This window comes from Paraburkholderia flagellata (genome assembly GCF_021390645.1).
Taxonomy (GTDB): domain Bacteria; phylum Pseudomonadota; class Gammaproteobacteria; order Burkholderiales; family Burkholderiaceae; genus Paraburkholderia; species Paraburkholderia flagellata.
The window spans coordinates 70493-94774 of record NZ_JAJEJT010000006.1; the positions used below are offsets into that span (position 1 = coordinate 70493).

Annotated in this window: 27 protein-coding genes; 2 read left to right on the forward strand and 25 right to left on the reverse strand. The window is 57.5% G+C overall.

Going from position 1 to position 24282, the window contains the following annotated elements:
- Positions 1 to 405: 405 nt before the first annotated feature.
- Both L0U83_RS39785 and L0U83_RS41015 read left to right on the forward strand, forming a co-directional pair.
- Positions 406 to 765, forward strand: a complete 360-nt coding sequence (locus L0U83_RS39785; RefSeq protein WP_233890092.1) for a plasmid mobilization protein — start codon at positions 406 to 408, stop codon at positions 763 to 765.
- A 2450-nt stretch (positions 766 to 3215) separates the two neighbouring features.
- Complete coding sequence (locus tag L0U83_RS41015) at positions 3216 to 3920, forward strand: LPD7 domain-containing protein (RefSeq protein ID WP_373321210.1); 705 nt, start codon at positions 3216 to 3218, stop codon at positions 3918 to 3920.
- A gap of 139 nt (positions 3921 to 4059) precedes the next feature.
- Here L0U83_RS41015 and L0U83_RS39795 read toward each other — a convergent pair whose 3' ends face one another.
- The 25 genes from L0U83_RS39795 to L0U83_RS39910 form a co-directional block, all read right to left on the reverse strand.
- A complete protein-coding gene (locus tag L0U83_RS39795; protein ID WP_233890094.1) occupies positions 4060 to 4257 on the reverse strand; it encodes a hypothetical protein in 198 nt (65 codons plus the stop codon).
- 464 nt (positions 4258 to 4721) lie between these two features.
- Complete coding sequence (locus L0U83_RS39800; protein ID WP_233890095.1) at positions 4722 to 5180, reverse strand: SLATT domain-containing protein; 459 nt, start codon at positions 5178 to 5180, stop codon at positions 4722 to 4724.
- Between the two features lie 355 nt (positions 5181 to 5535).
- Positions 5536 to 5868: a hypothetical protein gene (locus L0U83_RS39805; protein ID WP_233890096.1), complete on the reverse strand. Its 333-nt coding sequence runs from the start codon at positions 5866 to 5868 to the stop codon at positions 5536 to 5538.
- A 164-nt stretch (positions 5869 to 6032) separates the two neighbouring features.
- Positions 6033 to 7724 carry an AIPR family protein gene (locus L0U83_RS39810; protein ID WP_233890097.1) on the reverse strand — a complete coding sequence of 564 codons (1692 nt, stop codon included), beginning with the start codon at positions 7722 to 7724 and terminating at the stop codon, positions 6033 to 6035.
- A 150-nt stretch (positions 7725 to 7874) separates the two neighbouring features.
- Complete coding sequence (locus L0U83_RS39815; protein WP_233890098.1) at positions 7875 to 8093, reverse strand: hypothetical protein; 219 nt, start codon at positions 8091 to 8093, stop codon at positions 7875 to 7877.
- Between the two features lie 236 nt (positions 8094 to 8329).
- Entirely contained in the window at positions 8330 to 8980 is a 651-nt protein-coding gene (locus L0U83_RS39820; RefSeq protein ID WP_233890099.1) for a hypothetical protein, read from the reverse strand.
- Positions 8981 to 9427: 447 nt separating this feature from the next.
- Positions 9428 to 9820: an ATP-dependent DNA ligase gene (locus L0U83_RS39825; RefSeq protein WP_233890100.1), complete on the reverse strand. Its 393-nt coding sequence runs from the start codon at positions 9818 to 9820 to the stop codon at positions 9428 to 9430.
- Between the two features lie 124 nt (positions 9821 to 9944).
- Positions 9945 to 10940 carry a hypothetical protein gene (locus L0U83_RS39830; RefSeq protein ID WP_233890101.1) on the reverse strand — a complete coding sequence of 332 codons (996 nt, stop codon included), beginning with the start codon at positions 10938 to 10940 and terminating at the stop codon, positions 9945 to 9947.
- Between the two features lie 260 nt (positions 10941 to 11200).
- The gene (locus L0U83_RS39835) at positions 11201 to 11827 is read right to left on the reverse strand and encodes an ATP-dependent DNA ligase (protein WP_233890102.1); all 627 of its coding nucleotides are present in this window, start codon (positions 11825 to 11827) and stop codon (positions 11201 to 11203) included.
- Positions 11828 to 12164: 337 nt separating this feature from the next.
- Entirely contained in the window at positions 12165 to 12572 is a 408-nt protein-coding gene (locus L0U83_RS39840; RefSeq protein WP_233890103.1) for a hypothetical protein, read from the reverse strand.
- 23 nt (positions 12573 to 12595) lie between these two features.
- Positions 12596 to 13162, reverse strand: coding sequence for a hypothetical protein (locus L0U83_RS39845; RefSeq protein ID WP_233890104.1), 567 nt, complete (start codon positions 13160 to 13162; stop codon positions 12596 to 12598).
- Between the two features lie 159 nt (positions 13163 to 13321).
- Positions 13322 to 13750: a hypothetical protein gene (locus L0U83_RS39850; protein ID WP_233890105.1), complete on the reverse strand. Its 429-nt coding sequence runs from the start codon at positions 13748 to 13750 to the stop codon at positions 13322 to 13324.
- Positions 13751 to 14403: 653 nt separating this feature from the next.
- Complete coding sequence (locus tag L0U83_RS39855; RefSeq protein ID WP_233890106.1) at positions 14404 to 14808, reverse strand: hypothetical protein; 405 nt, start codon at positions 14806 to 14808, stop codon at positions 14404 to 14406.
- A gap of 83 nt (positions 14809 to 14891) precedes the next feature.
- Positions 14892 to 15107 (reverse strand): hypothetical protein, encoded by a 216-nt coding sequence (locus tag L0U83_RS39860; RefSeq protein ID WP_233890107.1) that lies wholly within the window; start codon positions 15105 to 15107, stop codon positions 14892 to 14894.
- A gap of 131 nt (positions 15108 to 15238) precedes the next feature.
- Positions 15239 to 16057, reverse strand: coding sequence for a hypothetical protein (locus tag L0U83_RS39865; protein WP_233890108.1), 819 nt, complete (start codon positions 16055 to 16057; stop codon positions 15239 to 15241).
- Positions 16058 to 16105: 48 nt separating this feature from the next.
- Positions 16106 to 16519 carry a helix-turn-helix domain-containing protein gene (locus tag L0U83_RS41020; RefSeq protein WP_373321206.1) on the reverse strand — a complete coding sequence of 138 codons (414 nt, stop codon included), beginning with the start codon at positions 16517 to 16519 and terminating at the stop codon, positions 16106 to 16108.
- Positions 16520 to 16584: 65 nt separating this feature from the next.
- Entirely contained in the window at positions 16585 to 16869 is a 285-nt protein-coding gene (locus L0U83_RS39870) for a hypothetical protein (protein ID WP_233890109.1), read from the reverse strand.
- Between the two features lie 51 nt (positions 16870 to 16920).
- Positions 16921 to 17430 (reverse strand): hypothetical protein, encoded by a 510-nt coding sequence (locus L0U83_RS39875; protein ID WP_233890110.1) that lies wholly within the window; start codon positions 17428 to 17430, stop codon positions 16921 to 16923.
- Positions 17431 to 17512: 82 nt separating this feature from the next.
- Positions 17513 to 18139: a hypothetical protein gene (locus tag L0U83_RS39880; protein ID WP_233890111.1), complete on the reverse strand. Its 627-nt coding sequence runs from the start codon at positions 18137 to 18139 to the stop codon at positions 17513 to 17515.
- 305 nt (positions 18140 to 18444) lie between these two features.
- Positions 18445 to 18711, reverse strand: coding sequence for a Txe/YoeB family addiction module toxin (locus L0U83_RS39885; RefSeq protein ID WP_046577950.1), 267 nt, complete (start codon positions 18709 to 18711; stop codon positions 18445 to 18447).
- Positions 18708 to 18968 (reverse strand): type II toxin-antitoxin system Phd/YefM family antitoxin, encoded by a 261-nt coding sequence (locus L0U83_RS39890; protein WP_046577948.1) that lies wholly within the window; start codon positions 18966 to 18968, stop codon positions 18708 to 18710. The genes L0U83_RS39885 and L0U83_RS39890 overlap by 4 nt, the downstream gene beginning before the upstream one ends.
- A gap of 265 nt (positions 18969 to 19233) precedes the next feature.
- A complete protein-coding gene (locus L0U83_RS39895) occupies positions 19234 to 19863 on the reverse strand; it encodes a tyrosine-type recombinase/integrase (protein WP_308445133.1) in 630 nt (209 codons plus the stop codon).
- A complete protein-coding gene (locus tag L0U83_RS39900) occupies positions 19845 to 21368 on the reverse strand; it encodes a pentapeptide repeat-containing protein (protein ID WP_233890113.1) in 1524 nt (507 codons plus the stop codon). Before L0U83_RS39900 ends, L0U83_RS39895 begins: the two co-directional genes overlap by 19 nt.
- 903 nt (positions 21369 to 22271) lie before the next feature.
- Positions 22272 to 22766, reverse strand: a complete 495-nt coding sequence (locus L0U83_RS39905; protein WP_233890114.1) for a hypothetical protein — start codon at positions 22764 to 22766, stop codon at positions 22272 to 22274.
- A gap of 272 nt (positions 22767 to 23038) precedes the next feature.
- Entirely contained in the window at positions 23039 to 24163 is a 1125-nt protein-coding gene (locus tag L0U83_RS39910; protein ID WP_110386462.1) for a porin, read from the reverse strand.
- Between the last annotated feature and the right edge of the window lie 119 nt (positions 24164 to 24282).

A 24282-nucleotide genomic window follows, 5' to 3' on the forward strand; every position in this document is an offset into this window, starting at 1 on the left:
CACTGGGGAGAGCGGCGACCCGGCGCGCAGCGCCGGGGCAATCCGGTTGGGCCTCTGTGTTCCGCTGTTTTATTCGGCATTGAGGGGACTCCTCACCGATTTTTCGATGTGACCCGGAAGTGACCCGAGAGTGACCCGAGAGTGACCCGATATAGGAGTCAATCCGACCGTGTGACCCGAGAGTGACCCGAGAGTGACCCGCACGTGCGATGACGTGTAATTTGCGGAGACGATTGAGGCACGACAGGTATGTTTACGGGTCACTACGTGCCCCGTAAAATACCACGTGCCAAAGGGGTTCCCCCTTTGAAACCCCCGCGGCCGGGGCCGCGTGGAAAACCACACCAGCGATCGACGATCGCGTGAAAAGCGGACACGTGCCGCGTGCATTGAGAGGCTGAAAAGTTGGCAGAGAAGATGCCCGCAAAGCGGCTCGGCAAGCCGATCGCATTCCGGCTCACGGACGAGGATCGTGAGGCGTATCTGGCGAAGGTTGATCAGTCGGGGCTCACGCAGTCGGAATTTTTCCGGCAGGCAGTACTTGAGAACCGCACGCAGATCGTTGCCCGCCAGAGGCCGACCGTTGATCGCAAGCGGCTTCTATTCATCGTCAGCAGGGCGGGCAACAACATCAACCAGCTCGCGCACCGGGCGAACGCAGAACACGTCAAGGGCAAGCTCACCGAGGCGACCTATGAACGCCTGCTGGATGAGTTGCAGTTCATCTCCCGATACCTGAATGCCACCCTGGTGAGCATCGACTAGACATGCTGATCCGTATCAAGGGGCACGTGGCCGGCGTTAAGGAGTACCTGGAAACTGGACAGAAGCAAGGTCGCGAGTTGGGACGCGATGAACTGGACGAGCGGGTCATCCTCGCGGGCGACCTGGATCTGGCTAACCACATCATCGAGGCGATGGAGAGCGACGGCGAGCGCTACCTGACCATCACCCTGTCCTTTCGCGAAGATGAAGTCGACGAGCGCATGCTGCGGGACATCACCGCGGATTTCGAGCGCTTCATGTTCGCCGCCTACCGGCCGGAGGAGTACTGCTTCTACGCAGAGGCGCACCTGCCACGCGTGAAGGCTTACGAGCACCGCAAGAGCGGCGAGCGGATCGTGCGCAAGCCGCACATCCATATCGTCGTGCCCAAGGAAAACCTGCTGAGCGGGCAGAAGCTTGACCCCTTCGCGATGGTCAAGTACCAGGAGCGCTATGTCGACGCGTTCCAGGAGCACGTCAACCAGCGCTATGGCCTCGCCAGCCCGAAAGATCACCGGCGCGCGGACCTCACGGACGCGTCGGAGATGATTGCGCGCTACAAGGGCGACATGTTCACCGGCGGCGGCCGCGAACTCAAGGCGGCGATTCTGGAAGCGGTCCTCGAGCGAGGCATCGAGCGCCAGGAGGATTTCCGGGCGCTGCTGGACGAGTTCGGCGAGCGGCGCACCCGCAACGAGGGGCGTGAGTCCGAATACGAGAACGTCAAGCCCGAGGGCGCCGCAAAAGGCGTGAACCTGAAGGAGTACGTGTTCTCGCGTGAGTTCATCGAGCTCGAGGCGCACCGCAAGGAAGCGGTGCTTGGCTCACGCTTTGATGACGCGTATTCCGAGGCAGGCGCCGCGCGGCCTACGCCGGACGACCTGGGCGCAACGCTTGCCGAGTGGCACGAAGTGCGCTCGAAGGAAGTGAAGTATTTCAACGGGGGGAATCTCAAGGCTTACCCCTTCTATCAGCAGGCCGACGCGCAGACGCGGCAGGCGCTGCTGGCCGAGCGCGAGCAGCGCTTTTACCATCGTTTCAGCGAGGACCACATTCATGAGCACATTCAACGAGAGCAACGAGGCTACACCGAGCGCATCGGCGCCGAATGGCACCCTGGCTACGTCGACGGGCGGCCGGAAATTGCCCCCGCTGCCGGAGGAACGGGTAGACGAGGCAACGGGAGAAGTGCTGGGATCGGAATCGATCGTGAGCTTGACGCTGGCCCAGATCGAGAGGGCCAAGCGACCGAATCCGCCGACCGTCTGCGAAGTGTGCCCGGCATCGATGTGGATGGAATCGGCCAGGAACGAGCTACGCTGCTATTGCCGGATCATGCATCGCTACACATGGGAGACGTCGGAGCCGCACTCCCTGAAGCGCTGCGATGGCCTGGCACTCGCCCAGGAGCAGGCCGACAAGGCGAGGGCGTCGCGCGCGCGCGCCTGAGCGGCCTCGATGCTGAGGTAGAAGGCATGTACGAGGCGTTTGCGTATGCCGGGCGGGACGAGCGGGCGGTGATGATCGCCGGCAGCGCGCGAAAGTTCGAAATTGAGGCGTTCGGGCTGAAAGGCGGCATCGAGTTTATCGACCCGTATGCGCCGGAAGCGGAGGGCGGATCGCTCGCAGACATCGGGTCGCTGCGCGACGTGCCGGGGTTCCTGGATGGCGCAGCGGCTGGGCATCGCGCAGCTGCCCAGGGCGTCGCGGCTGCGTCACTCGGGGGCCTTGAGGAAGCCGAGATGCGAATGTGGGCCTTCGGCGAGGGCATGGAGTCCGGTGCACGTCATTCGGTGCATCGTCGCGCTGACGAAGGTCCTGCTTCAACGCGGGCGGCAAGCCGCGTGCGCCCGGAACGCGAGCGGGGCCGATTCAATGAACGCGCACGCGAGTCCACTGGCCGCGAGACGGACAGCGCACTGCACCAGCACGCGCGCGATCACGTAGAGCGGCAGTATCGCAGCCACAGCGCCGTGCTGGGGGAGTTCCAGCAGATCCGGCAGTCACTTGATGCGGGCCGCCTGCTGGCCGCGCTGGCGCACAGCCACGGGTTGATTGCGAGCAAGTACGCAGTCACGAAGGGGCGCGACGGCAGCGACCGTATCCAGTGCGGTTCACGCAATCTCAACGTCTCAGACTTTCTCACGAAGGAGATGCACCTGCCCTGGGTCGAGGCCGCGCGCATCCTGCGTGACACGTACGCACGGCAGCTGGGCCAGGAGCCATCTCACGCTCCCGTGCGGGCGCCGCACCTGTCGCTCTGGAAGGATTTTCAGGGGCATCGTGAGGCGGAGATTGCACGGGAGCGCGGCACATGGGAGGCACAGCGAGCCAGCGAAAAGACGCGGCGTCAGGCTTCCGTGGGCGAGTACAAGGCCGCGCGCTCACGCATCGAGGGAGATGACGCGTTGAACCGGGCCGGGCGGCGTGCGGCGCTCTCGCTCGCGCGCATGGAGAAGGTCGAGCGCGACAAGATCCTGCGCGCGTCGATCGAGGGGGAGAGGGTGGCACTGCGGCGCACGTCACGCCTTCCGTTTGGCGAGCACTACCGCGAATTCCTGCGGGAGAGGGCGCAAGGGGGCGATGCAGCGGCGTTACGCGAACTGCGGCGCCTGCGTCCGATCGACCCTCCGGCGCATGAGGGGTTGTCGCTGCGGCCGCCACGTGAGCGCGAGGACAATGCGATTGTCTACGCCGGCGGGCTGACCCACGAAGTCGACCGGTACGGCGTGGTCACGTACAAGCTGGGTGGTATCAGTGTCATGTCCGATGAGGGGAGCGCGGTTCGCGTCTGGACCACCCAGGAAGCTGCCATCGAGAACGCGCTGCGTCTGGCGGCACAAAAGTTCGGGCGCGAGATCCATCTTGAAGGCCCGGCGCATTTCCAGCAGCAGGCAGCTCGAATGGCGGCGGACTTGCGCATGACGGTTCGCTTCGATGACGCATCGCTCAACGACATCATGGACGAGCGGCGTGCGCAGATTGACGCGGAGGATGTCGAGCGGCGTCAGGCGCAACGCCAGCACGATGCGGCAGTGCGAGCACTCGCTCGGCAGATTCGCGATGGACGCAGTGAGGGCAATACGCGCAACACCGATCCGGATCAGAGCAGCGACCGGACAGATCCCGAACAAGATCCGGGCGTTGAGCGATAAGAAGCGCACGCATTCCGACGTTGCGGCCGTTTGCCCTTGCGTGAACCGAAGCCGCTAGCGCGTCAGTGTTGAGAGCGGGAAATGAGACTAACGGTCATTCGCGCAAACCCCTGTGAGTTTGGGCGCCGCGAGTGCTCCATCAGTTCGCGGCCGTCGCGGCGTGACTTGTGCCGCGGTTCACCAGAACGAGCAATGCGAAGGCCGCGAACACGGCAAGCACGCCGGATTTCTCGAACAGCGTGAGCGGAATCGCCAACGCGTCAAAGGAGCGGGAGGCGCCCCAACGAGCAAAGAAACTTGCGCTGAGTTCGAGATATCCGGCAAAGACCGCCGACATCCCAGCGACGCCCCCAATCCGCCGCGCGCCGCTAGTCGGCACGACCCATTGATATGCCGCCAGATCCAGAAGAACGTGAGGTCAACCGCGATACCCACCAGGGCATGGTGCTCGTGCATGCCTTTTACTCCATAAACTTCTGAACTACCGATCCACTGGCCGCCGAGGAAGGCGTCCGCGCCATACTCTTCGGCCACGAATGTCTTCAGGTCAACGCGCTGCAGAGCCGCCTCCAGGCTGTCGTGCGTCCATGCCTGCTCGGGATCGATGCGCAGCGTTACTTGACCCGCCAAATCCCGCAGGAACAAGGGTTCCTACTCGTTACCCTCGAGCAGGTCCGCCTCAGCTGAGTGAGCCGGTCGTGCGACGAGTTTTAGCATTGGCGCTCCGGTTGTCGCATTTTCGCGCGCGCAAAAATCGCAGCGCATCTTGACTTCCATGTCATGGCGGTCTCCTTTCGCGCGTCACCCGGTTTTCGATTTCTTATCTTCATGCGGCAATGTGCTGGGCAGGCCAACAATGGCATTGTTTCTGGTCAGCCCGATGTCTTGCAGGTTGGACAATATTTTATCTGGGTCTGCGTTCGTTTTTGCGATCTCATAACTCTGATCCCGCACGGCAAACGCTGCCACGCGATTGGCCTGCCACTTGTCTTTGAAGCGACCGGTCGTCAATATAGCTATCAGCAGCGCGGAAGCCGCTGCGAGTCCTGCACCCCAGTCATTGCGTATATTCACGTCGCTTATCACGTCGAGCTTCAACACCAATGCTGCTAAGGCGCTAAGGATCGCCGCCCCAAACTGGAAGCCGTTGTAGGCGGCACTCCACCATCGGGCTGCCTTGCGGAACTCCGTATAGTCTTCATCGATGCGCTTCTTTGCGTCATCTGTTGTTGTCTTGGCGTTATCAGTCATCTCAGTCATCGTTTAGCTCCAGAGAATGATCTCGATTTCACGACAGGTGTCAGCCAAAGACCGGTTTCGCTGATGTTGCTCAAGTCCGCCTATAGTCATCGCGTCGTCACGGCTTGCTTTGCTCTGCGGCTCGGCCGTGCGGGACGCTCAAGCGCCTGGTATCCTATGTTTCATATGGCCCGGTGAAAACTACCCGCAGTCACCGCGCCGGGTCGCTTGATCTTGAGCCAGTCAGATGACTCACCAGCCGCGTACAGACTGCCAGCGCCCCGTCCGAGGCAAGGACGCGCTACGCCTCGCCAACATCGGCTGCACTTCTGCCAAAGCGATATGGGCGGCAGCGTGGGGCATCCGTTTTCCTGTCTCACGGTCTGCGAAGAGCCGTGATCGCGTTCCAGCACTCGTTGGATGTGCGCATCAGTGCGTCGAAGCCGTCCAAGTACTCACTTTCTGTAATGCCAAATTCGCGAGGTACGGCCGTCCTATGTTCGCCCATTTGTAAAATCGCAGCGAACACCGCGCGCTGGCGAGAACCAGCAGGTGAGGCGTTCAGTGCGTCTTCCTGGCACTCGTGTAACTTATTCATCGCGTCGACTTTGTGGTCGTAGTAGTAGTCCACCGAGTCATGCCACCAAGCGAAAGCAGATCGCGAAATCGCGAGAATGGCAAGCAATACTATGATTGCCTTCAGTTTCATAGAAGCGCGTCCGTTCTTGTCTTGTTTTCCTGTGCCAGCCTCTTGCCGAAGCCAACTTGTGACTCCACACCGCAATACGTAACGTCGGTCTCACCGTTCACGACGCTCGCGGTTAGCGGGATCTCTGCCCGAGCAGTCGAACGGCCACGATGCGGTAGACATGTTCAGACCATCACAAGCATTTCGCCCAAGATCGCCTGGCGCTTGAGCCGGTCAGTCGACACCTCTCCCAAACCTTGGCAAACGCGGACGATCTTCTCGAAGACGTCCGTTGCCGATTGGCCGTGTTGTCCCATCACGTCGATGATTTTCTGAGCCGCCTTCTCCACCTGTTTCGAGTTCAAAGGCAATACCTCAGGCCCACACACCATCGCACGCACCAATGACAGCATGTGCCATTTGAAGCGCTTCATGTTTTGCGGGACGGTGCTATTCCCCACCAGTAAGTTAAATCTGTACATCGTCACACAAGCGGCATAGAACACCACTTCCTTGGTGGAGTCTGCAAAGATCACCTCGGTCAGCTCTTCGTACATCTGCTTGGGATACCGCGCGGCTAGTTCGGGCCGGTTACAGAACATTGCGGTAACACACTTCGCGGCGTTGTGTAGGGAAAAGATACGAGTAGCGGGAATATCTTGACCGACGTACTGCCGGTCTCTACGTTCCAAATAGAGGCGACTCTCGGCACCATCGTAGGTGTTGTAGTACTGTTCGACACGCTTGATGATTGGTCGCAACGAGAGAAATTGCGTGTCCTCAACCCTCGTCTGGCTATTTGTCGCACGCACAAGCTCGGAAAATACGTCCTCAAGCTGAGTCTTGACGACCTTAATGTTCACCATCACGTCACCAAGCAAATCACGATTCTCAAAGAGGACGTTCGAGGTCTGACAGCCGTTTACAATCTGGTAGTTCGTCAGATGCAGCGTGGTGCCCTGAAGCTTCACGTCAGGACTGACTATAGTGATGCCGTTGTTTAGCACCGGAAAGCGACTTGCTGCATCTGACTCTAATGTCGCTGCGATCGACTGGTTCACTGGGTTATCGTGGCCTAGGAACGATCGGACGTTTTCTTCGAATACCTGCGTCCGAAGGTTACCGTCCTCGGTCATTAGCAGGTTGTTCACGAAGTCACTAGCACGCACCACGGCGAGATAAGCCTCATCGATCCCTGCGATGTTCGGCAGCGCCGCGGTGCTGAATGCAGGCAAGCTCGCGTTTGTACCCGAGTACGTGCCGACCCACAATCGGGTCAGTTCATCGCGATCGATGAACCGCACATCGATATCATGAAACAGTCCGAGCGCCGCAAGCTGCGTCAGGAAATCGGAAAGGGCCGTCTCAAGCGCGGCAGGTTTTTGATATTGTCCAGTAGTCACAAAGCGCGCCGTCAGCGACGGCTTGCCATTGCGCACCTTCGGGACTTCCTTGAGGACGACATCGAACATCTGCCGGGCTTCCGACAACACCGCATCGGTCGCGGCATACGGCGTCTGCGTGGCAAAGCGAAGGATGCCCTCCTTGAATTTGAGAAACTCACCAAGATCGAAGCTTTCAGATCGCTTCGCCTGCACAAACAGAACGTCTACGTCATGATTTCGGCGTTGCGACGCAAAGATCGCTTGCGCTTCCTCGACCGAGGCCGTCACCATTTCATCGATAACGACGGCCACGCCGTCGATTCCCTCGTCGCCTGGACCCGTAGATACGTCGTCTAGATCAAAGGTGGCGCTGAAGCGACTGGATAGCACGCAGTGGGTTGCGAACTTCTCGAACTGGACTGCCTCCTCGTCCGCCTCGAGCCCAAAGCTCGTCACGAAGCTTTCCAAGTGCGCTTTCACGATCCGATGCATACATGTCTCCATAAGAAGAAAGACAGTTTACCGGAAAGACTCGATCGGCAGACGAGGTCCGAGGTAGGCTGCATGCGCAGTTCTCTTAGAGACGGAATCAAAAAGAGCCGTTGGGGGCTGTTACGGTCGTGGTTTCCTATCGCACTCGCCTCATGGATGCACCGGGATGGGCTGGTGAACCGGTGAGGGCTGATTTTCGACAGTCACGTAGTTGTCGTCAGCATTGTCAACTGGACAAATCTGGCCCAATCCCGCGTCGATAGGCTGAGTCAGGTCGTGGTTAGCTGCGAACGCAACACCTTCCCTCGCCGGCGCACTTGAAAACGTCACCTTCCAATGCAGCTGTAAATTCTCATCGGTCTTATTCATCATCTGCACCCATACGTGACGGTTACTACCGCATTCGCAACGCACGCTCACTCCTTGCACGTTCTCAACGGTCGCGAAGGGGCTCCACTTGTTAATGGTTGTCGCAGGGCACTCGACCTGTGCGAACCCAGTCATCGGTAAAAGAAGAGCAGCGAGAGGTATAAGCCTTTCATACGAACACTTCGGCATCGTTGGTCTCCTATGTTTCTACCTACCGCGCGCTTCGCCTCGTTTTCCTACTTCTCGGGTGCCGGATTCGACAGCCCGAAGATGGCGTCCGCCCTGACGTGCGGCTGACCGGGTACGCCGCCCATCACCGCTCCATATATTGAGAAGCGCCAAATCGTCCGCGAAGGTGCGTTGTGATCCTGAGCCGCACGATAAACGAGCGTCCCTGCTCCGAGTGTCACATCGAGCCGTTTGCCCCAGCGCGAATTTGCAAACAGAGTCTCGAAGCTCGCCGCACCAGCGGGGTTAAAAAAATCAGCGCGCACCTGGTTCGGTGGTGCCAAGTCTGCTTTCCAATGATGCCACGCAAGCCCGACCATCATGTACTCGCATAGACGAGTGACCAGACGACTGTCGAGTGGTAGCATGACCTGCGACACCCCTCGTGGGGCGTACGCCCCGCGCCATTGCCGGTTCCATGCCGCGAGAAGATCGCGGTGCAGCCGTTCATTGCGCTGGAGGCGTCCCGGCACAAGTTCGTTTAGTGTGCGAGTCGCGGCGGCGTGCCGAGCACCAAACGGCAAGATCGTCAACAGGTGATGCTCAATGCGAGACTTTTCGTTATTGCATTGATTGCAGGCAGGCACCTGTGGCAACTGATCGCGCTCCGATGGGAGGAAGAAGCCGCGGGCGATCACGTGATCGCCCGTATCGGACACGCCATCGCGGCCACAGTACACGCAGCGCTTACCTCGATATCGCTTGCTACCCATCTCGTTGCCCTGTCTTCCGTTGTCAGCGAAGCCAGCCGAAATGACGCATGGCTTCCTCAATTGCTGCGCGCCACTGAGGCGGGCAAGGTTTCACACGCTCGACCGTTCGCGCACCTCGCAGCGGCAGTCCGTTCAGTTCCTTTACGTGCGCAATCCACCAAGTTTGCGCGACGATCCCATGCCGCTGCTTCACGAACGTCTGTATGTCCTTGTAGCTCGCCATGTCGCTCTCGCGTCGCCCGTTTTCCTGTGTGTCATATGGCTCGGTGAAAACTTCCCGCGGTCACCGCGCCGGGACGTTTGATCTTGAGCCAATCTGATGACTCGCCAGCCACGTACAGACTGCCGGCGCGCTTTGCTACAACCCCTTCGAGCTTCAGGCCACGCACCGCGCTAGAGCCAGTCGCCATCATCGTCGCTGTCCACAAACAGGACGGCAGGCACGCCAGCAACCAGGGTACGGAGTCGCGCCTTCCTCTCTTCAATTGGAAGCCCGCGGATGTCCTTTCCATTGTGAACCAGCAAATCGAACGTACATAGCACGACTGGTGCGGCTCCACGATACCAACGTCGCCGAAGAGCGCGCTCATGCAATTGGTTGAAGTCTGACCGGGCGAGCTCGACCAGCACGCACACCTCATTGTCGAGAATGTGTGCACCGGCTGGAAACTGTTCCAATGAAGCGACCAGCTCTGGAAACCACGCGGTCGCGTCCAAGCCTCCGCGCGTCCTCAAGGCACTGGGCATCGTACCTGCCAGCACACGGTAACCGTCGAATTTTAACAAGCACCTTCCACTGTGTTGCGTTTCACGCGATTTTTCCGGTGATCAGCCGGTGCCCCGCTATACAGCGGGTACGTCCATCCCGCCTCGGCCAGGGCCGTGGTTTGAAAGCCAATGAGTGACCAAGTTACGGTTCGATCGGCATATAAAGGGCAAACCAGCCAAAGTTCTCGCGGGCTTCGTATTTGTTTGCGGTGAAGGTTCCAGCCAGAGCAGGGCCCGGGTACGGGTAGGCTTGCGGCTGGTGCAGTTCATTGATAACTCGGTCTGCGAGAAGCTGAACGTTGCGATCAAAGATATATCCGGTGAAGGTCTGGAGTTCTCCGTTCGCAAGCGTCCTTGCGAAAACGACCTGCCCCGCTGCCGCGTTCCACGTTGGTGAACTGGTGCCTTTCGGGCCTTCGAGCGCGCGAATGACGTTCCCGTCGTCCTGGACCGCGCCTTCAAATGTGTCCCCGTTTACGCTCTCGATCCACAAGTCGCCTACATACCCGTTCGCGACGAGTTGCCAGTGCCCCAGTGCCAGGTTGTAGCCCACTACTTCATTGACAGTCTGGATCGCTTCCTCCGGGTTTTCGGGTGCGCGGAGCGCTCTCAGCGTGCGCTCGCCTTTCGCCGTCCGCCGAATCACATCGATCTCGTTGTAAGGACTGCCCATGCTGCGATCCTTGGATAATTTCTGAATGACCTTGGCAACCTTGTTGACAGCCCTGAGGAAGGGTGGAAGCGCCAACAGCGCTGGCGTTGCTGCTTCGAGCACGTCACGCGCGGCGTGCAGATAGGCGATAAGGTCGGGCAGATTGGTTATAAGGTCGGGTCCTGTCTCATGCTCGATGAAGAGGAAACAGTGCCCAGTGTCGAGCCGGTATACAGTCGCAGTGCCCGGTCCATACTGCACGAGCTGGCTATCACCGACCGACGTGCCGAGGGTCGCAAGGCAGGCGTAGATTTCGTCGTAGTCTTCCTTGTACAGGAAGGGGACCGGCGAACCCGGCTTAGTTGCAACCGGGCGCAGCTTGATCGAGACTAGTTGATCGGCATTGTTCTCGGCATCCAAGAAAGCCGACAGGATTTTTTCTGCCTCTCCGAACTTTTCGACAAGATATGGGGTGCTGTCTGACATGGCTTACCTCCCTCCAGCGGTTTGATGCAACCCGATTGACGATCAGGCACGTGTCTGCAATTCCGGGGCGTGCCGCGCGCACCACTTGCGGCCGGCTAATCGCTGGTCCAGCATAGGCACACGATTCTTACATCAGGATCTGCGCTGTGTGCGATAGCGCACACTTGTCCAGACACTTGCGGGAGTCGTCATGCCGACTGTCCGGCTCACGCCGCGAAACTGCACCGGAAAATGGGGGGAAGCATGACTCGCGGCGCGCGCTATCGTTCGCCCAGCGCGGCCCGCCGCTCGTAGTCGGGATTCTTGATCTTGAGCCAGTCGCGGGTACGGCCACGCCGATAGGGCGAGGAGAGACGCTTTGCTACCATCCCCTCGAAGCCGTATTTGCGAACCTCCTGGAAAACCAGCACGCCGACCCCGACAACACCGCTAGCGTATATAAGCGTCTCCGTGTCATCGAACGAATCACGCAGCCACGCCTTGCGCTCGTTTAGTGGCTGTTCTCTGAGGTCAGTATCGCCCGACTCCATCATGTCAAAGACGAAGAGACGGGCAGGGTGCCGTCTGACAGCTGCTGGTAGGGACTTGGCAGACGAAGTGCGCGCGCGCTGCTGCAAGTGATCGAAGGCCGCTTTGCTTCTCGCGTCGCCTACGGTCAACTCTGCATCCCACGTAAAGTCGCCGGGCACAGAGGCGACGGCTTGAACCACGTCGGGAAAAGAACGATTAAAGGAGTTACCTTGCCTGCTCACGAGGTCAACTCGTCCGCTCCTCTTGCGGACGAGACAGCGAAAACCATCGACCTTCCACTCGTACAGCCAGCCCTTGTCTGAGAAAGGTGCCGCACGCACGGTGGCGTGCATCAGGTCAGACGCCTCGATTGTCATAGCTTGCCATCCCACGGCTGGGACCTGAAAACTCGAAGTTCGCTCAATAACCGCGGTGATGCTCGGGGGTGTCGGGCACGCCGCGCGTCGCACGCGGTTACGCTTGTGGCAACGCTTCGTGCAAACGCAACACCCGTCAGTGTCCGAAGGCAACACCTCTTTTGAGACCCCCTTGCCAGGCAAGCCTCTGAAAGGCAACACGAGGCGAGGTGCCTGTTTAAATTTGATTTCGTAGTGCCAGCGCCCCGTCCGAGGCAAGGACGCGCTACGTCTCGCCAACATCGGCTGCACTTCTGCCAAAGCGATATGGGCGGCAGCGTGGGGCATGCGTTTTCCGTTATCGGAGCGGCAATTCGAGAAGCCGCCAAAGCACGAAGGCAACACCGCCAACAACGAAGAAGCGAAATTGCCAACGGCTAGATGATGCACTCGACCGCGATTCGCTGGTCATAAGGGAGTCGAGCGCGACTTTGTCCATCGGCGAGCGCGCCGCCACATGCCATGCGTGGTTGTACTGCAATCCGTACTCATTGCGCTTGACTGCGCGGCATCCGAACCAGAAGCTGACCGCCCAAGCGAACAACGACGCTGCCAGCGCGACGGATTTCCACTGGAGCGCGGGACCGGTGGCCTTCTCGACGGCGTACCCAATGCAGGCTCCTGCGGCAGTCAACAGAAAGTAGGTGTACTTCTGCCGGCTGTCTTGAATCTGCGCTTGTAGTTTATTGGCGGCTTCAATGTTCATTCAGTATTTGCCTGTTTGCCCGGTCATTTCGGGTGCTCGTCGAGTGCCCGAGCCAAGATGTCAAACTGCTCGGCAAGCGCATCTTCACTGTGCGTAATAGGAGGTGGATTGCCGCTCCCGTACGTCTTAGCGAAGGAACGATACCCCACCGCCGGAGCTACGGCTTGATGGAGCCGTACAGCCAAGGGCTCAACGATGGACCACAACGGAAACTGCTTCATTCCAGTGCGGATATAGCGAAGGCCGTGCCGATCATTCAATCCGACCAGCATCCGCATTGCGATCAAATCGTCTGGTGTCTCTTTGAAGATCTTGAGCAGGCCCAGTTCCTTCGCCTTGCGATAGCAAGCATGTAGATCATGACCGTACTTTTTTGACCCCAGTTCGCGTACAGTCACACCCGAGTGGCGGAGATAGGCCTTGAGCGTTAGTTCGACGCCGTGGTGCACGAAAAAGTAGGCCGGTATCGGCGAAATTTGACTACCAGGATGCTTCCCCGCATGGTCTTGGTCGACAACTGAAGCCGCCTCAATGTACTCGTGGGCATATCGAGCCAAGCCAATTGAGGTTGTGCGATCGTCGTCGTCCATGTTGGTGTTTTCCTACCCGTTCAAAAACGTGATTGCATTGATCGTGCCTCAGTCACATGATCCGCATACCATTCCTGGGTGTGCGCGCTCGCAATCTGCATCGCTGCGCTGGCTGTGAGCACAACGGCCCCCGCCCACATCGCCATGATTCTCTTCATTTTAAATCGGATGAACCAAAGGGACTAAGAAGGGCAGAGCGAAGGCCGACAATAGGGCAGCAATCCATACTACGGAGATTGCTATCGTTTCATTCAGCGGTAGTGGACGAAAAAACGTTTCCCAGCCGCCATTATTCCCGAGGAAATGTGCTTCGACACGGCTTATATACATTCCTGCCCGCGTCGCGAGATGGAGCTGGATAGCAACAAATCGCGTCGAGCAAATCAGCAAGAATGCGAACGGCACCCACCAGGCCACACGTGGAACTTCCTTGAAATGCGTAAACAACCAGACGCTGATAGCGGCAGCCCCGCCAAGTGCAAACTTCTCAAGCTTCCAAGATTCACACAGTCGATCCCGCATTTCTAAGCGCAGAGCGTCATATTCTTTCAGCAAGAAGGCATCGCTTCTGTCATCGGACTGGGCCATGATTTCTCCACGGTGAACTTCGGTTGCTCCTTCGAACCTGCTTTGTTCAACGAACGACCTTTACAGATGATTTTCGTGTACATTTCACTCAGCGGTCGCAAATCACGTCAATCAGCTCCTTCCCTGCATTCTTCGAGGGGCGCTCGGTCAGCAAACTTCTCGCCTGTCGGTAACGTGGCGTACCCGCGTGCGAATGGTTCAATAAAGCCCGGATCGAAACAAGCTCGCTTCGCATCGTGGTCTCCTTGGTGAGATCGCTTTGCGCTTCCGTAGCGGGGCGGTTCCGTTATGCCGACCCTAGATCGTTTCCCAGCCTATCAAACGCAGGCGTCGCCGCGTCGGTTTTCCGACTCAGCTGGGCGACGCGGCGAATTTCGTCAGCGTCGCCATCTTGCTTAGCTTGCCTTGGTCATGGCTTGGCACGCCACGAAAATAAGGTCGCGACCTGGTTCTCCGATAGAACTTACCGAGACGCCACCCAAGGGTTCCCAACCCTGACCGATTGCGGTCTGCACTTCGGCAATGAGATTACTCAATGCGTTGTTGATTTGAGCCTCACCTGACTTAATGATTTGATATCGCAATGCTCTCTCCAGTTAAGAGTTTCCGGCTACCGGCCGTTGCGGGGCGCTCTCGCGCCGACTGTTTTCCGGTCAATCTTTCTTCGCACGGGTATAGCGCTTGCGTGTATCGATAATGCACCACCACTTCGTGTATCCGCGCGGCAATTCGTTTTCGAAGTTTCGCTTGCGGGCGGCGGCTCTTACGCCAGCCCGAGCACAATATGTGCTCGACAAAGACTCGATCTCCCACGGGAACGCCAAGGGCTGTGCGTCATGCGAAAGCGCCCAAATGTTGTAATCGATGCGACGGAGCGCTGTACGATAAACACTCACTGTCCCGGTTCCATTCTTGGTCGCAATGATTGGAATTGAACTAAATGCAGCAAGCGCAAACCAGTGTTCGAGCCCTTGGCTAGCAAGCACCGCGGTCGAATAATTGTCAAGGGCGCCTGCGAAGCGCCAGAGGGAAGTACCGAAGCCCAATAGGCTTGGCAAGAAAGCTATCCAGCCTAGACAAAGCCAGGCGTTGCAGCGTAGTGCGCGCAAGAAATTCCGCATGACCTAATCGTTTTCCGTTGTCAGTTGCTACGCCGTGACGGCAGGTATTTGCGCTCGATGGCGCGCTCCAAAAAGATGCCGCCGACCACAACCGCGATAGCTGACGGCACACCGATCCACCACGACAAGCCCGCGTCTCGGCACGCCCACAAGATCGCTAGAGCGGCAAAGCCCCCGGCCAGTGACAGCAGCAATATCCATCCGGGCAGACGGCCCGCGTCGTTATCTTGGCTCATGTTTTCCGTTGTCGCTACTGGTACTCAGGAACCGACGCGAATTCGGCCCGGGTCATGGCATCAAACTCGATGACGGCCGCAATGGCCGCCTCGCGCTGCGCTTACTTGCACGAGAGTCGTGATCCTCGCTTTCACTTCGGCCTGTTCAATTCATCGTAGTAGTAGCCACTCATCTTTTTAACAGATTGCGGCTCACGCTGAAAAAAGGCGGCAATTAGATCTGACTCGGTAAACGCACCTGCGCTAATGCCGGCTCGAAGTATCTTCAACCCTGTGACATAGATCGGCTGCCCCTCGACGTCCGTGCGAAAAAAGAAGCGCGTCGCCATGCAGGTAAGGTATTCGGTCATCGCCTCTTCCAAGTTTGGCCCGACACCATCGAATACTTCGCCCAGCTTCGGATGCGCCAAGGTATGAAAGAGCTCGTGAACTACCGCGCCTAACGTATGGTAGCCACCGTTGATGTACACCTCAGCAGATTGCTCTGTCGCGTTCGCTTTCTGGTGAGTGGTATAGCCCTCGGTCTTTTGGATACGATCAACCGGTGTCGTCGGCATATCGAGACTCCGACCGATGTTGAGCCAATCGTTCCGATCATGCATGAATTTAACCGGAGCGGCGTTGGCGAAATGGCCAACAACTTTATTCTCCGCAAGCCAAGTATTCACGATTTGTCGCGCCCGCCGCTCCGTGTCAGTATCAGTCTGAAGACTGACCCACGGTTCATCCTCCCCTTCGAATTGCACAATTTCCTGCGTCGAGCTGAGGGGCTTTGCATTTCTAAAAATAATCTGAGGCATCCTGCCAAACTGCCTTTGCGCTTCCTGCTGCGCCAGCTGGCGCAATGTCTCCGTCACGGGTACGGTGTACGGAACATCCACTCGGACTATTGCACCTGCGCTTAGCACGGTACATTCGAATACGTGTCCGTCGACCGTGATTTTCGGCATGTCGATCTCCTGTCAAGTGGCCCGAAGAAGTTTTCCTTGACGTCAGTGTCAGCATCTGTTCGATTCGCGTCCGCACGTTTTGCAGCGAGACGCATTCTCGGGCCTCGCCGTCCTGTTCTCGAGGGAGGCAACGGGTGCGTCAAGTGCGGACGCGAGGCGATCTAACACTTGCGGGCTCGCGCTCCGCTTGCCAGTCTCGATCAAAGTTACGAAGGAGGCACTCACATCGGCGGCCGTGGCCAGTTGAGCCGTCGTCATACGACGGTGCCGACGCCAGGCCTTGAGCGGGTGAACGCCGTCCAGAACATCGTCACGCACGCGCGAGGGGATCGTCGGGACTGCCTCTACAGGTCCTGCAACAGCTACACCCTCAGCTTTAGCTACGAGGCTGTTCCATAGCGCGATTGGCACAATCGCAAATTCCCCTTCGCCGTCCACAGTAATAAATCGAACGTCGGTCATATTTTCCTGTGTCCGGTTATCAGCCACAACGCGGCGCGAGTGCACCTAGTTTCTGTAGCCGTTTCCTATACCATCGCGAGCACTTGGAGCCGAGAATCCACTTTCTGAGCTGCCCTAGCGATACGATTGGTCTGTCCGCGGTACTTCGCTCCCACCAACGTCACAGCCATGCTCACGTCGAGATATGCAGCTTTCATCTGGTCCCGAGACGGTGAGCTCGATCCTGAAACAAGGGAAATCCAACTATCCACCGCCTCTCGCAACTGGTCGAGTTCATCAGCCGCTTCGGGATACTGCCCGATGATCGTTTCCAACTCTTGTCGTGCCTTCGAGAGTTGTTCGAGATACATCCACATTTTTCGTGTTTTCCGATACCTACGTTGGAGCGATTCTGCCGCCATTCACTCTTCCCAAGTGTGGCTAAACGTAATCGGATCGATCGTGAAGCCGAATATCCCCTGCGGATCCCTCGTTGCGTTGGCATGTACCTCGACCGTAGCCACGCTGGCCGCTCTCGCAGGATTGATCTGTCTTACCCCCTCCGGAAAGTTGACGATGCGCGCGTGCCCATGCCCTTTATTGGGAATGCACGTTTCTCGCGTGCTTCCGGTGGCCACGGCATTACCGGCCGCGTCTCTGAGAACGTATGAAACCGTTCCACAAACGCCGAAGAAGCCGCTGTCGGTCTCCAGTGCTTGCTTGACGTGAATCTTCCCGTCATTCGTGACCGTTACGGTTCCGCGAGCCCATTGACCGTGATGGCCACGCGCAAGCGTGCAGTATCCGCGTGCGAATGGTTGAGGATCGACTTTGCACGTCGCGTCTGCGAAGGCGCTCGCGCTTACCAGCGTGATCAATCCCCCAGTTGCTGCAATCAATAAAGCCCGGATCGAAACAAGCTCGCTTCGCATCGTGGTCTCCTTGGTGAAATCACTTTGCACTTCCGTAGCGCGAAGACAAGCATTGCAGCGACGGAGCATTGTCGTCGTGTTCCTATGCAGCAGCAGCTTCGAAGTCCACCATACGAACTACCCGTTGAAGGAGCGGCGAGGGCTCGTAAAACGATCCACCGTAAGCGGCAACCGTCGCGACCAGTCCTGTACGTGTTAATGAATCCGCGATTGCAAAAAAGTCAGCATCGCTTTCGAAGACCCCAGGCACCAGATCAGCTTTCATTGCTCCGATGGTCTCAATGCGCCGCTGGCCAACATCAAGCGACAGTCTTCGCTCATCAAACCAGTTCCTGTGAAGAGAACCAAGTAGAAGCATCTCGTCCCTTCGCAACGGGCCGAGAATATCTGCGTAGTAGAGAAAATCGTCGGCTTTCATTGTGCCGCCCCACGCCTGATTCGCTATCACCTGCGACAGCAACCGAAGGTTGACGCGAGCCGCTCCCTCTTGAGCCGCGCGGAGAAACCTATAGACTATGGCAAGGCCCTCCTCGAGATCGACCTCACTGACACGCGATTGACCTCGAGCCAGTTCATTTAGCAATACTTCGCGAGCGGCATCGAGTCGCTTTGCCATAAGCTGTTTCAACCCGAACCCCGCGACGTTGCCACCAGGGAGGTTAGCGAGACCGAAGACATCGCCGACCAATGCAATTAAACCTTCGCTCACGTTTCTATCCTGTTTCCCATGTTCGGTTACCTTCTCTAAGCTACGGTCGCGTTTTCCTGTGTACCGTTACTTGCGCTCGCGAGCACGCGCAATCGCTTCGTCCGCGATGGTCTTGGGCGTCTCCAACGTCACGCCGCCATCCCACTCAAGCTTCACGGGCGTTCCGCAGGAGGCGCACGTAGTCGCCTCGCCATCGTGCGAATCGTCATCGCGGCGTTGCTCGCCACGGTGACCGCATTCCGCACATTTGTACGTGTACAAGACTCTGTCTGCGCGCGCCATGTGGCTCTCCGGGTTACTGTCTATCAGTAGTGGTAGCGGCACGAAACGATATTGATTTGCGTACTCGCGACTTCGTAGACCAAGCGATTCGTTTCATCAATGCGGCGCGACCAAAAACCCGTCAGGTTTTCCTTCAGCGACTCGGGTTTGCCGATGCCTTCGAATGGGGAGCGCTGCATATCCTTGATGAGTTGATTGATGCGCTTCAACGTCTTTTTGTCCTGCCCCTGCCAGTAGACGTAATCGTCCCATGCCTCGGCAGTCCACATGATGTTCAACGCGCCGCTCATTCGCTGTCATCAACCAACTTGCGGGGCTTTACCTTGCCCGCTCGTGCCTGCGCGATAGAGCGCTCCAGATGAGCTACATTTGCCGGGGAGCGCAGCAGATGGACCGTTTCCATCAAGCTATCGTAATGTTCCTGGGACATGACAACCGCATTGGGGGCGTCGCGGCGGGTAATGAGCGTTACGTCCACATCGTCAACAACCTGGTCGATGACGCGCTTCAAATTGGCGCGAGCGTCGGTGAATGGGATGGTACGCATATGTCCTCCTTCATGGCTAACCTGTACCGATACAGGTACAACTCTACCACGCCCGGATGAACATGTACACATAATCGTACATGTTGGTCTGTCACTCGTTTCCGTTCGCCAGGTGAGGGTGAAGCGGGTACTGTGCTGCAACACAGCAATTTCAACCTACGCCTGAGGCGCTTGGATTGATAAGGCTTTGCGTCTGACCGGGCAGCAGCTGAACGGTCGCCGCGGTGAAGCAAATTTGCTGCGATCGCACATTACCTGCATCCCCTCAAATTACCCCCGCGACAATCGCTCCTAGCCGAACCGGATCGGCGTCGATCAATCGCTTTGTGGCCGTCAGCGTTTCGTGTCCAAGTAGTTCGTTGATGTGCCGAAGATCGAAACCGAGTCGATGCAGGCGGACGGCAAACGTTCGGCGTCCTGACATTGCACTGGCTCCCTCGATGCCTGCCTGAGAGTGCAGCTTGCGGAACAGTTGACTCAGGGAATCGCAGGAGTAACTGACGGCTCCAGTTGAGGTCGTGCGCATCATCAGGCGGTACGGCTTTCCATCGCCCGTCAAAAATAGCGGTGACTCGGGAGCAAGCCCGCGATATGCCGCCTTACGCGTGGTGATGCCGTGTCCGCTTTCCACGCGATAGACCAGGTATTTGTCGATTGCGTTGACCACCTTGGTATTAGACCACCACAACGGGCGCTCCTTGCCGTTGTAGGCAACTTCTGCGGCGATCCTAGACTTCTCTAGCAAAGCACCGTCACCTTTGAGGTACGCCGAAACCGGCAGGCGTGCAACCTCGGTAAGCATCATGCCGGTGCCGTATATGACCATGAGTAACGCGACGTTGCGCTCACGGCTCTCGCCCGCTTGCTTTGAGTCGGTTACCCCGGGACTACTAATGGGCTGGGTTCTGGAACTGGTTGAGGATCAGTAAAATCTTCGTTCCGCTGTTGAGGAAATGACTTTTCAAGCAAATTGCCTTCAGCCTTTAAGTTTTCAACTCTAGGGCAAAAAGTAACTTCGAAGCGATCCACTGGCTTGGGCCGATTCCCCGCTTGAAAACCTCCGCTCGGCGCAAAGCAACCTTCATCCTGTCCTGAACGGCAATCTACTTCTGCACCAGCCTCGACCCAAGAATTATTGGGCAGCCGAGTGGCGTAAATAGCATTCAAGCTTGAGGTTGAAAGACATCCTCCGACCGGGTTGTCTTGAACATTTGATGACCACCACCAGTTGGCGCCCTTCAGTTCGCTATCGTGAATCGACGTTGGAAGCAGAGCTGACTCCAGGTTAGCAAACGAGAGATCAGAACTCGAAACGTCAAGCATGGAAAGGTCGGCATTTTGAAAGCCAGAGTGACTCAGGTGCGCATTCCTTGCCTCGCCCATTAGTACGGCGTTTCTAAAATCGATATTGTTCAGAGAACGCCCACTTATATCAAATGTGAAGAGTACGATCGACTGGAGATCTGGACCCATCGTGTCTTGGCGATTTTCGTCAAAGATATGGCCCAAGATGGAACTGGTTGCAATAAGAGTCCGAGTTTGTAGTTTTACGCGGGCTAGCGCCTGAAGAAGCTCTTGTGGGGTGGGTCGCGTTCGTTGACCGGTCGACTGGGCAAGCCCGTAGCTTCGATCTTTGCCAGCGGCTGTCAGCCTAATCAAGTCGACGAGCGTGGGTGTCTTGTCGTCGATTACCGGCATGCGGGAAATGATCCGTCGGTCCGCTTCGGTCAGCGGGTAAGCTTGTGAGACGCTCCGAACGACTGGCTCAATCAATGAAATGTATATAGATCGTGCGTCCTCTTTCATCGCTTCGCCGCGCGAGTAAGCAGTACCGGAGATGTATTTCGATACTGACGGGATTTCAGAAGCCACAATGGTCCTCGCTTCTACATCGAAGTCTTCGTGCGCTCGACGATTCGACCGAATTAGTTCGCCGACTACACGGGGGCCAGCATCGGTAAGGACGTCATTCAATTCGCGCTGTACGCGCTGATCCTCTTCGGAAGTAAGTTGCGTAACCAACAACGTCGCAACTTGCGCCGACGACACCGCATCGTCTGCCATAACGTACTTACGGAGGCCGACGACTGATGCCGCTCGTGTTGCGACGCTTGGGGAGCCGAGATCTTGGAGAAGCTTCGCGATGCTGTCGCTATCGTGCTGTCGCTCGCCGAATTTACCGATCTGAAAACTGACGTAACCGGTAACTCCCGCTACTACCAAAGACATTATGATCGAACAAATGCCTGTGGCTATTGTCCAGTGCCCCCGTCTAAGCGCTGCTATTTCGAGTTCTAGCTTTTGCTTTTCAAGTTCTCTTCGCTCGGTGCCGGCCTCTACTTCAAGCTTCAGCTTTTGGCCTTCTAGCTCCAGTTTTTGTTCCTCAAGCGGAGTGGGCATGGAGACCTCCTAGGCGGGTCAACCTTCGATGAGCGTTGGCTCACCATTGAAAAATAGCCTAGTGCAGCGATGCGATTTGGGCAAATCGGAAGCTGGTTGTTGCACGCTCTCCACCGAACTTTCAAAATCTTGACCGACTCCTTCCGGTCGGGTTTCACTGCATCGATAATGCAGAGAATCCATCCTGCCCCTTTTTGATTGCTCTTGTTATCAAAGATTGACCAGCAAGAGCAACTACGTTGCCGAAGCGATCCGCCTAAGCGACGCCTAATCGTGCGATCAACGGCTTCGCCGAGAGACGCTTGTTGGCCGACTACTGACTCATGCTTTTTGCATCAAAACGTCAGCGAGTAGTCCGGCTGACCGGCTCAACGCGACCCAACTCTGCCGTTCGGCCTATCTCATCCTAAATGACCGCTCCGCGTGTACAACGGCCGCATGCGTGGGCGCTGGCGCAGACGCGCCAATCGAGCTAAAAGCCCATCGCTAGCGCGCCCAAGTCGGGCGTATTCGGTTTGGGACCGATTGCCCACACGATCCACCCCAGGGCGCGCCTCTTCGAGTTTTCGGTGTTCGCGAGCACGGCATTGGGAAAGCGCATGGCAATTTGGAGCCTGGCTTGCGCTTCCATCCTGGATCACATTTTCAATGAGCTTCGGATCGAAGCTTCTCCTGACAGCGTCCGCAGCAGAGGAAGAATTGCATTTGCGAACCCACGGTATGCAGGGCCCCCAGTTTGTTCTACCGCGATGTACCCGGCACCCGTGCTCGTGATCCGCTTTGGCTGCTCACTCCGCCTTGCAGTTGCGAGAATACACCGTCACAATGGCAACACCCAAAACGCCATCGACAACAAAGTCGGAAACGACCGGCCGTTAGCCCATTAAGCCGCTCCGTGTAATTTCACGTACGGCTGCGGCACGAAAGAAGCCATAAAAACTGAAACGTGGATCCCAGCACAAAAATGCCTAGCCACGCGGCGAGTGATCCGCGCACGATTAGGGATTCAGGGCCATTCGCGAGGGGATGACCGACCGGCAACCGTGTCAGCGTCTCGTTGATCCCAGGGACCAACAGCAGAAAGAAGCTAAATGTGAATGCGAACTGGGACAGGGACAGTCGCGCACGTCCCAAAACTTTGATACGCGGAATGAATACTCCACCCAATGTTGCGAGCAGCGCCACGATGCCGAGTGCGTGCCCAATATTGAAGCCGTGGGTGCTGGACAAACCAAACGATGTGAACACCGATGCAACCATCCCTGCCAGGTAAATCTTGGCGGACCGGGTAGTGCCATCGATCTTTTGATATCGAGCAAAGCTATAGAGACCTGCGGCGACCGTCAGCAAACTGACAACGGTGTGAACCGCGCCCAAAGAGGAAATGGGATAAGGCATAGGACGATAACTCCTTTTGAAAGTGTGGCTCTGGTGACCCTGAACCGGGATTAGTCCCGGTCGGAAGCGGAGATTTCCGGCCTGGTTGAGGTGTCAGGCGCGGCAGATTCCCTTGCCTGATGGACGAATTCGGCGGTCAAAGGAGTACCAGGCGACGTTCTCGTCGTCAGCCAACACACTTCACAACGCGCCTGGCAATGAGGTAGTTCATACACGCCACCGTTTCGACGTTACGGCGAACCCATTCGTCGAACATGGCGATGAGAAAGCCCCTAGAAAAAGTGACGGATACCCAGCATGACCGCTGTCGTACCCATGCCCGGCGCCACGGGCTGGCCATAGGTAATTGGCTGGGTCATCGTTCCCCGGTTGTTCACGTGTCCCACCTGGCCGTAGACGAGCGTGCCTTTCGACAGGCTGTACTCCGCGCCGGCTGCAACTTCGGTCGACTTGTTGGCCGAGTTGTTGCGGTCCTTCAGGTAGTACACGCCACTGGTAATCTTGAAGGCAGGTGAGAACTGGTAGCCGAAGCCGGCCGAATACAGATCGAGGTTGACCCGGTCAGATTGCGCCGGATTCCTGCCGTTCGAATACGATGCGGAAACCGAGAATGCGTGGTACGTGTAAAGCGCTCCCACGTAGAAAAGGCGGTTATTGGCAAGTCCGGTGGGCACCGTCGTCGGGCCGGGATTCGTATCGTGGCCAATGTAGTAGCCAGCCGCAAAACGAAGGCCATAGTTCGAGTATTTCAGTACGGCGGACTCCCGCGTGTTCCCCTGGAAGCTGCCCGGTACACCTCCGGGTGCATACTCGAGTGCCGCAGAGAGGCCAGCGAACTTTGGCGATTCGTAGACAATCGCATTGCTGTCGTACAACGCGCCGATTGGCCCGTTGGTGCTGGTGCCCTGCCAGCCCGCAGCCTGGTTCATGCCGAGCCAAGCAGTCAGAATGCTGCCGAAATACTGTGCCCCCCGTACGTCGGTCTCGGCCATTGCATAGGTAATCGGCACGATCTGGCGACCGAAGTTCACTGTGCCGAACGGTCCCGATACACCTACGGTCGCGATCTGGTTGAACAGTGCGACCACTCCCGGCGTATCGCCCAGGTTGAACTTGCCGGTGCCGCTGTCGAACTCACCTTGCAGTCTGAAATTGACGTGATATCCGCCGCCGATGTCCTCTGATCCCTTGAGTCCCCAGTAGCTCGCATAGATGCCGCCATCCTTGTAGCGAAAGACCTTGCCGAGGTTCGTCGCCGTCGGACTCAACGTGGCCGCCGAAGTGCTTTGATACAACATCCCGGCATCGATGACACCGTACAGCGTCACTGACGATTGAGCGTGTACCGCACTACCTGTTGCCGCTAAAGCGGCCGCCGCTATCCATTTCAATTTCATCGCGTCTCCGATTTTTTGCTTTAAAGCGGTCTTGCGACCGCCGTACGTACTGAACACTTTGGATGCTTTGCCTCAACGCAAACTGCGCTCGTCGAAGGTTTTCTGGTTGCGTTTTTTTA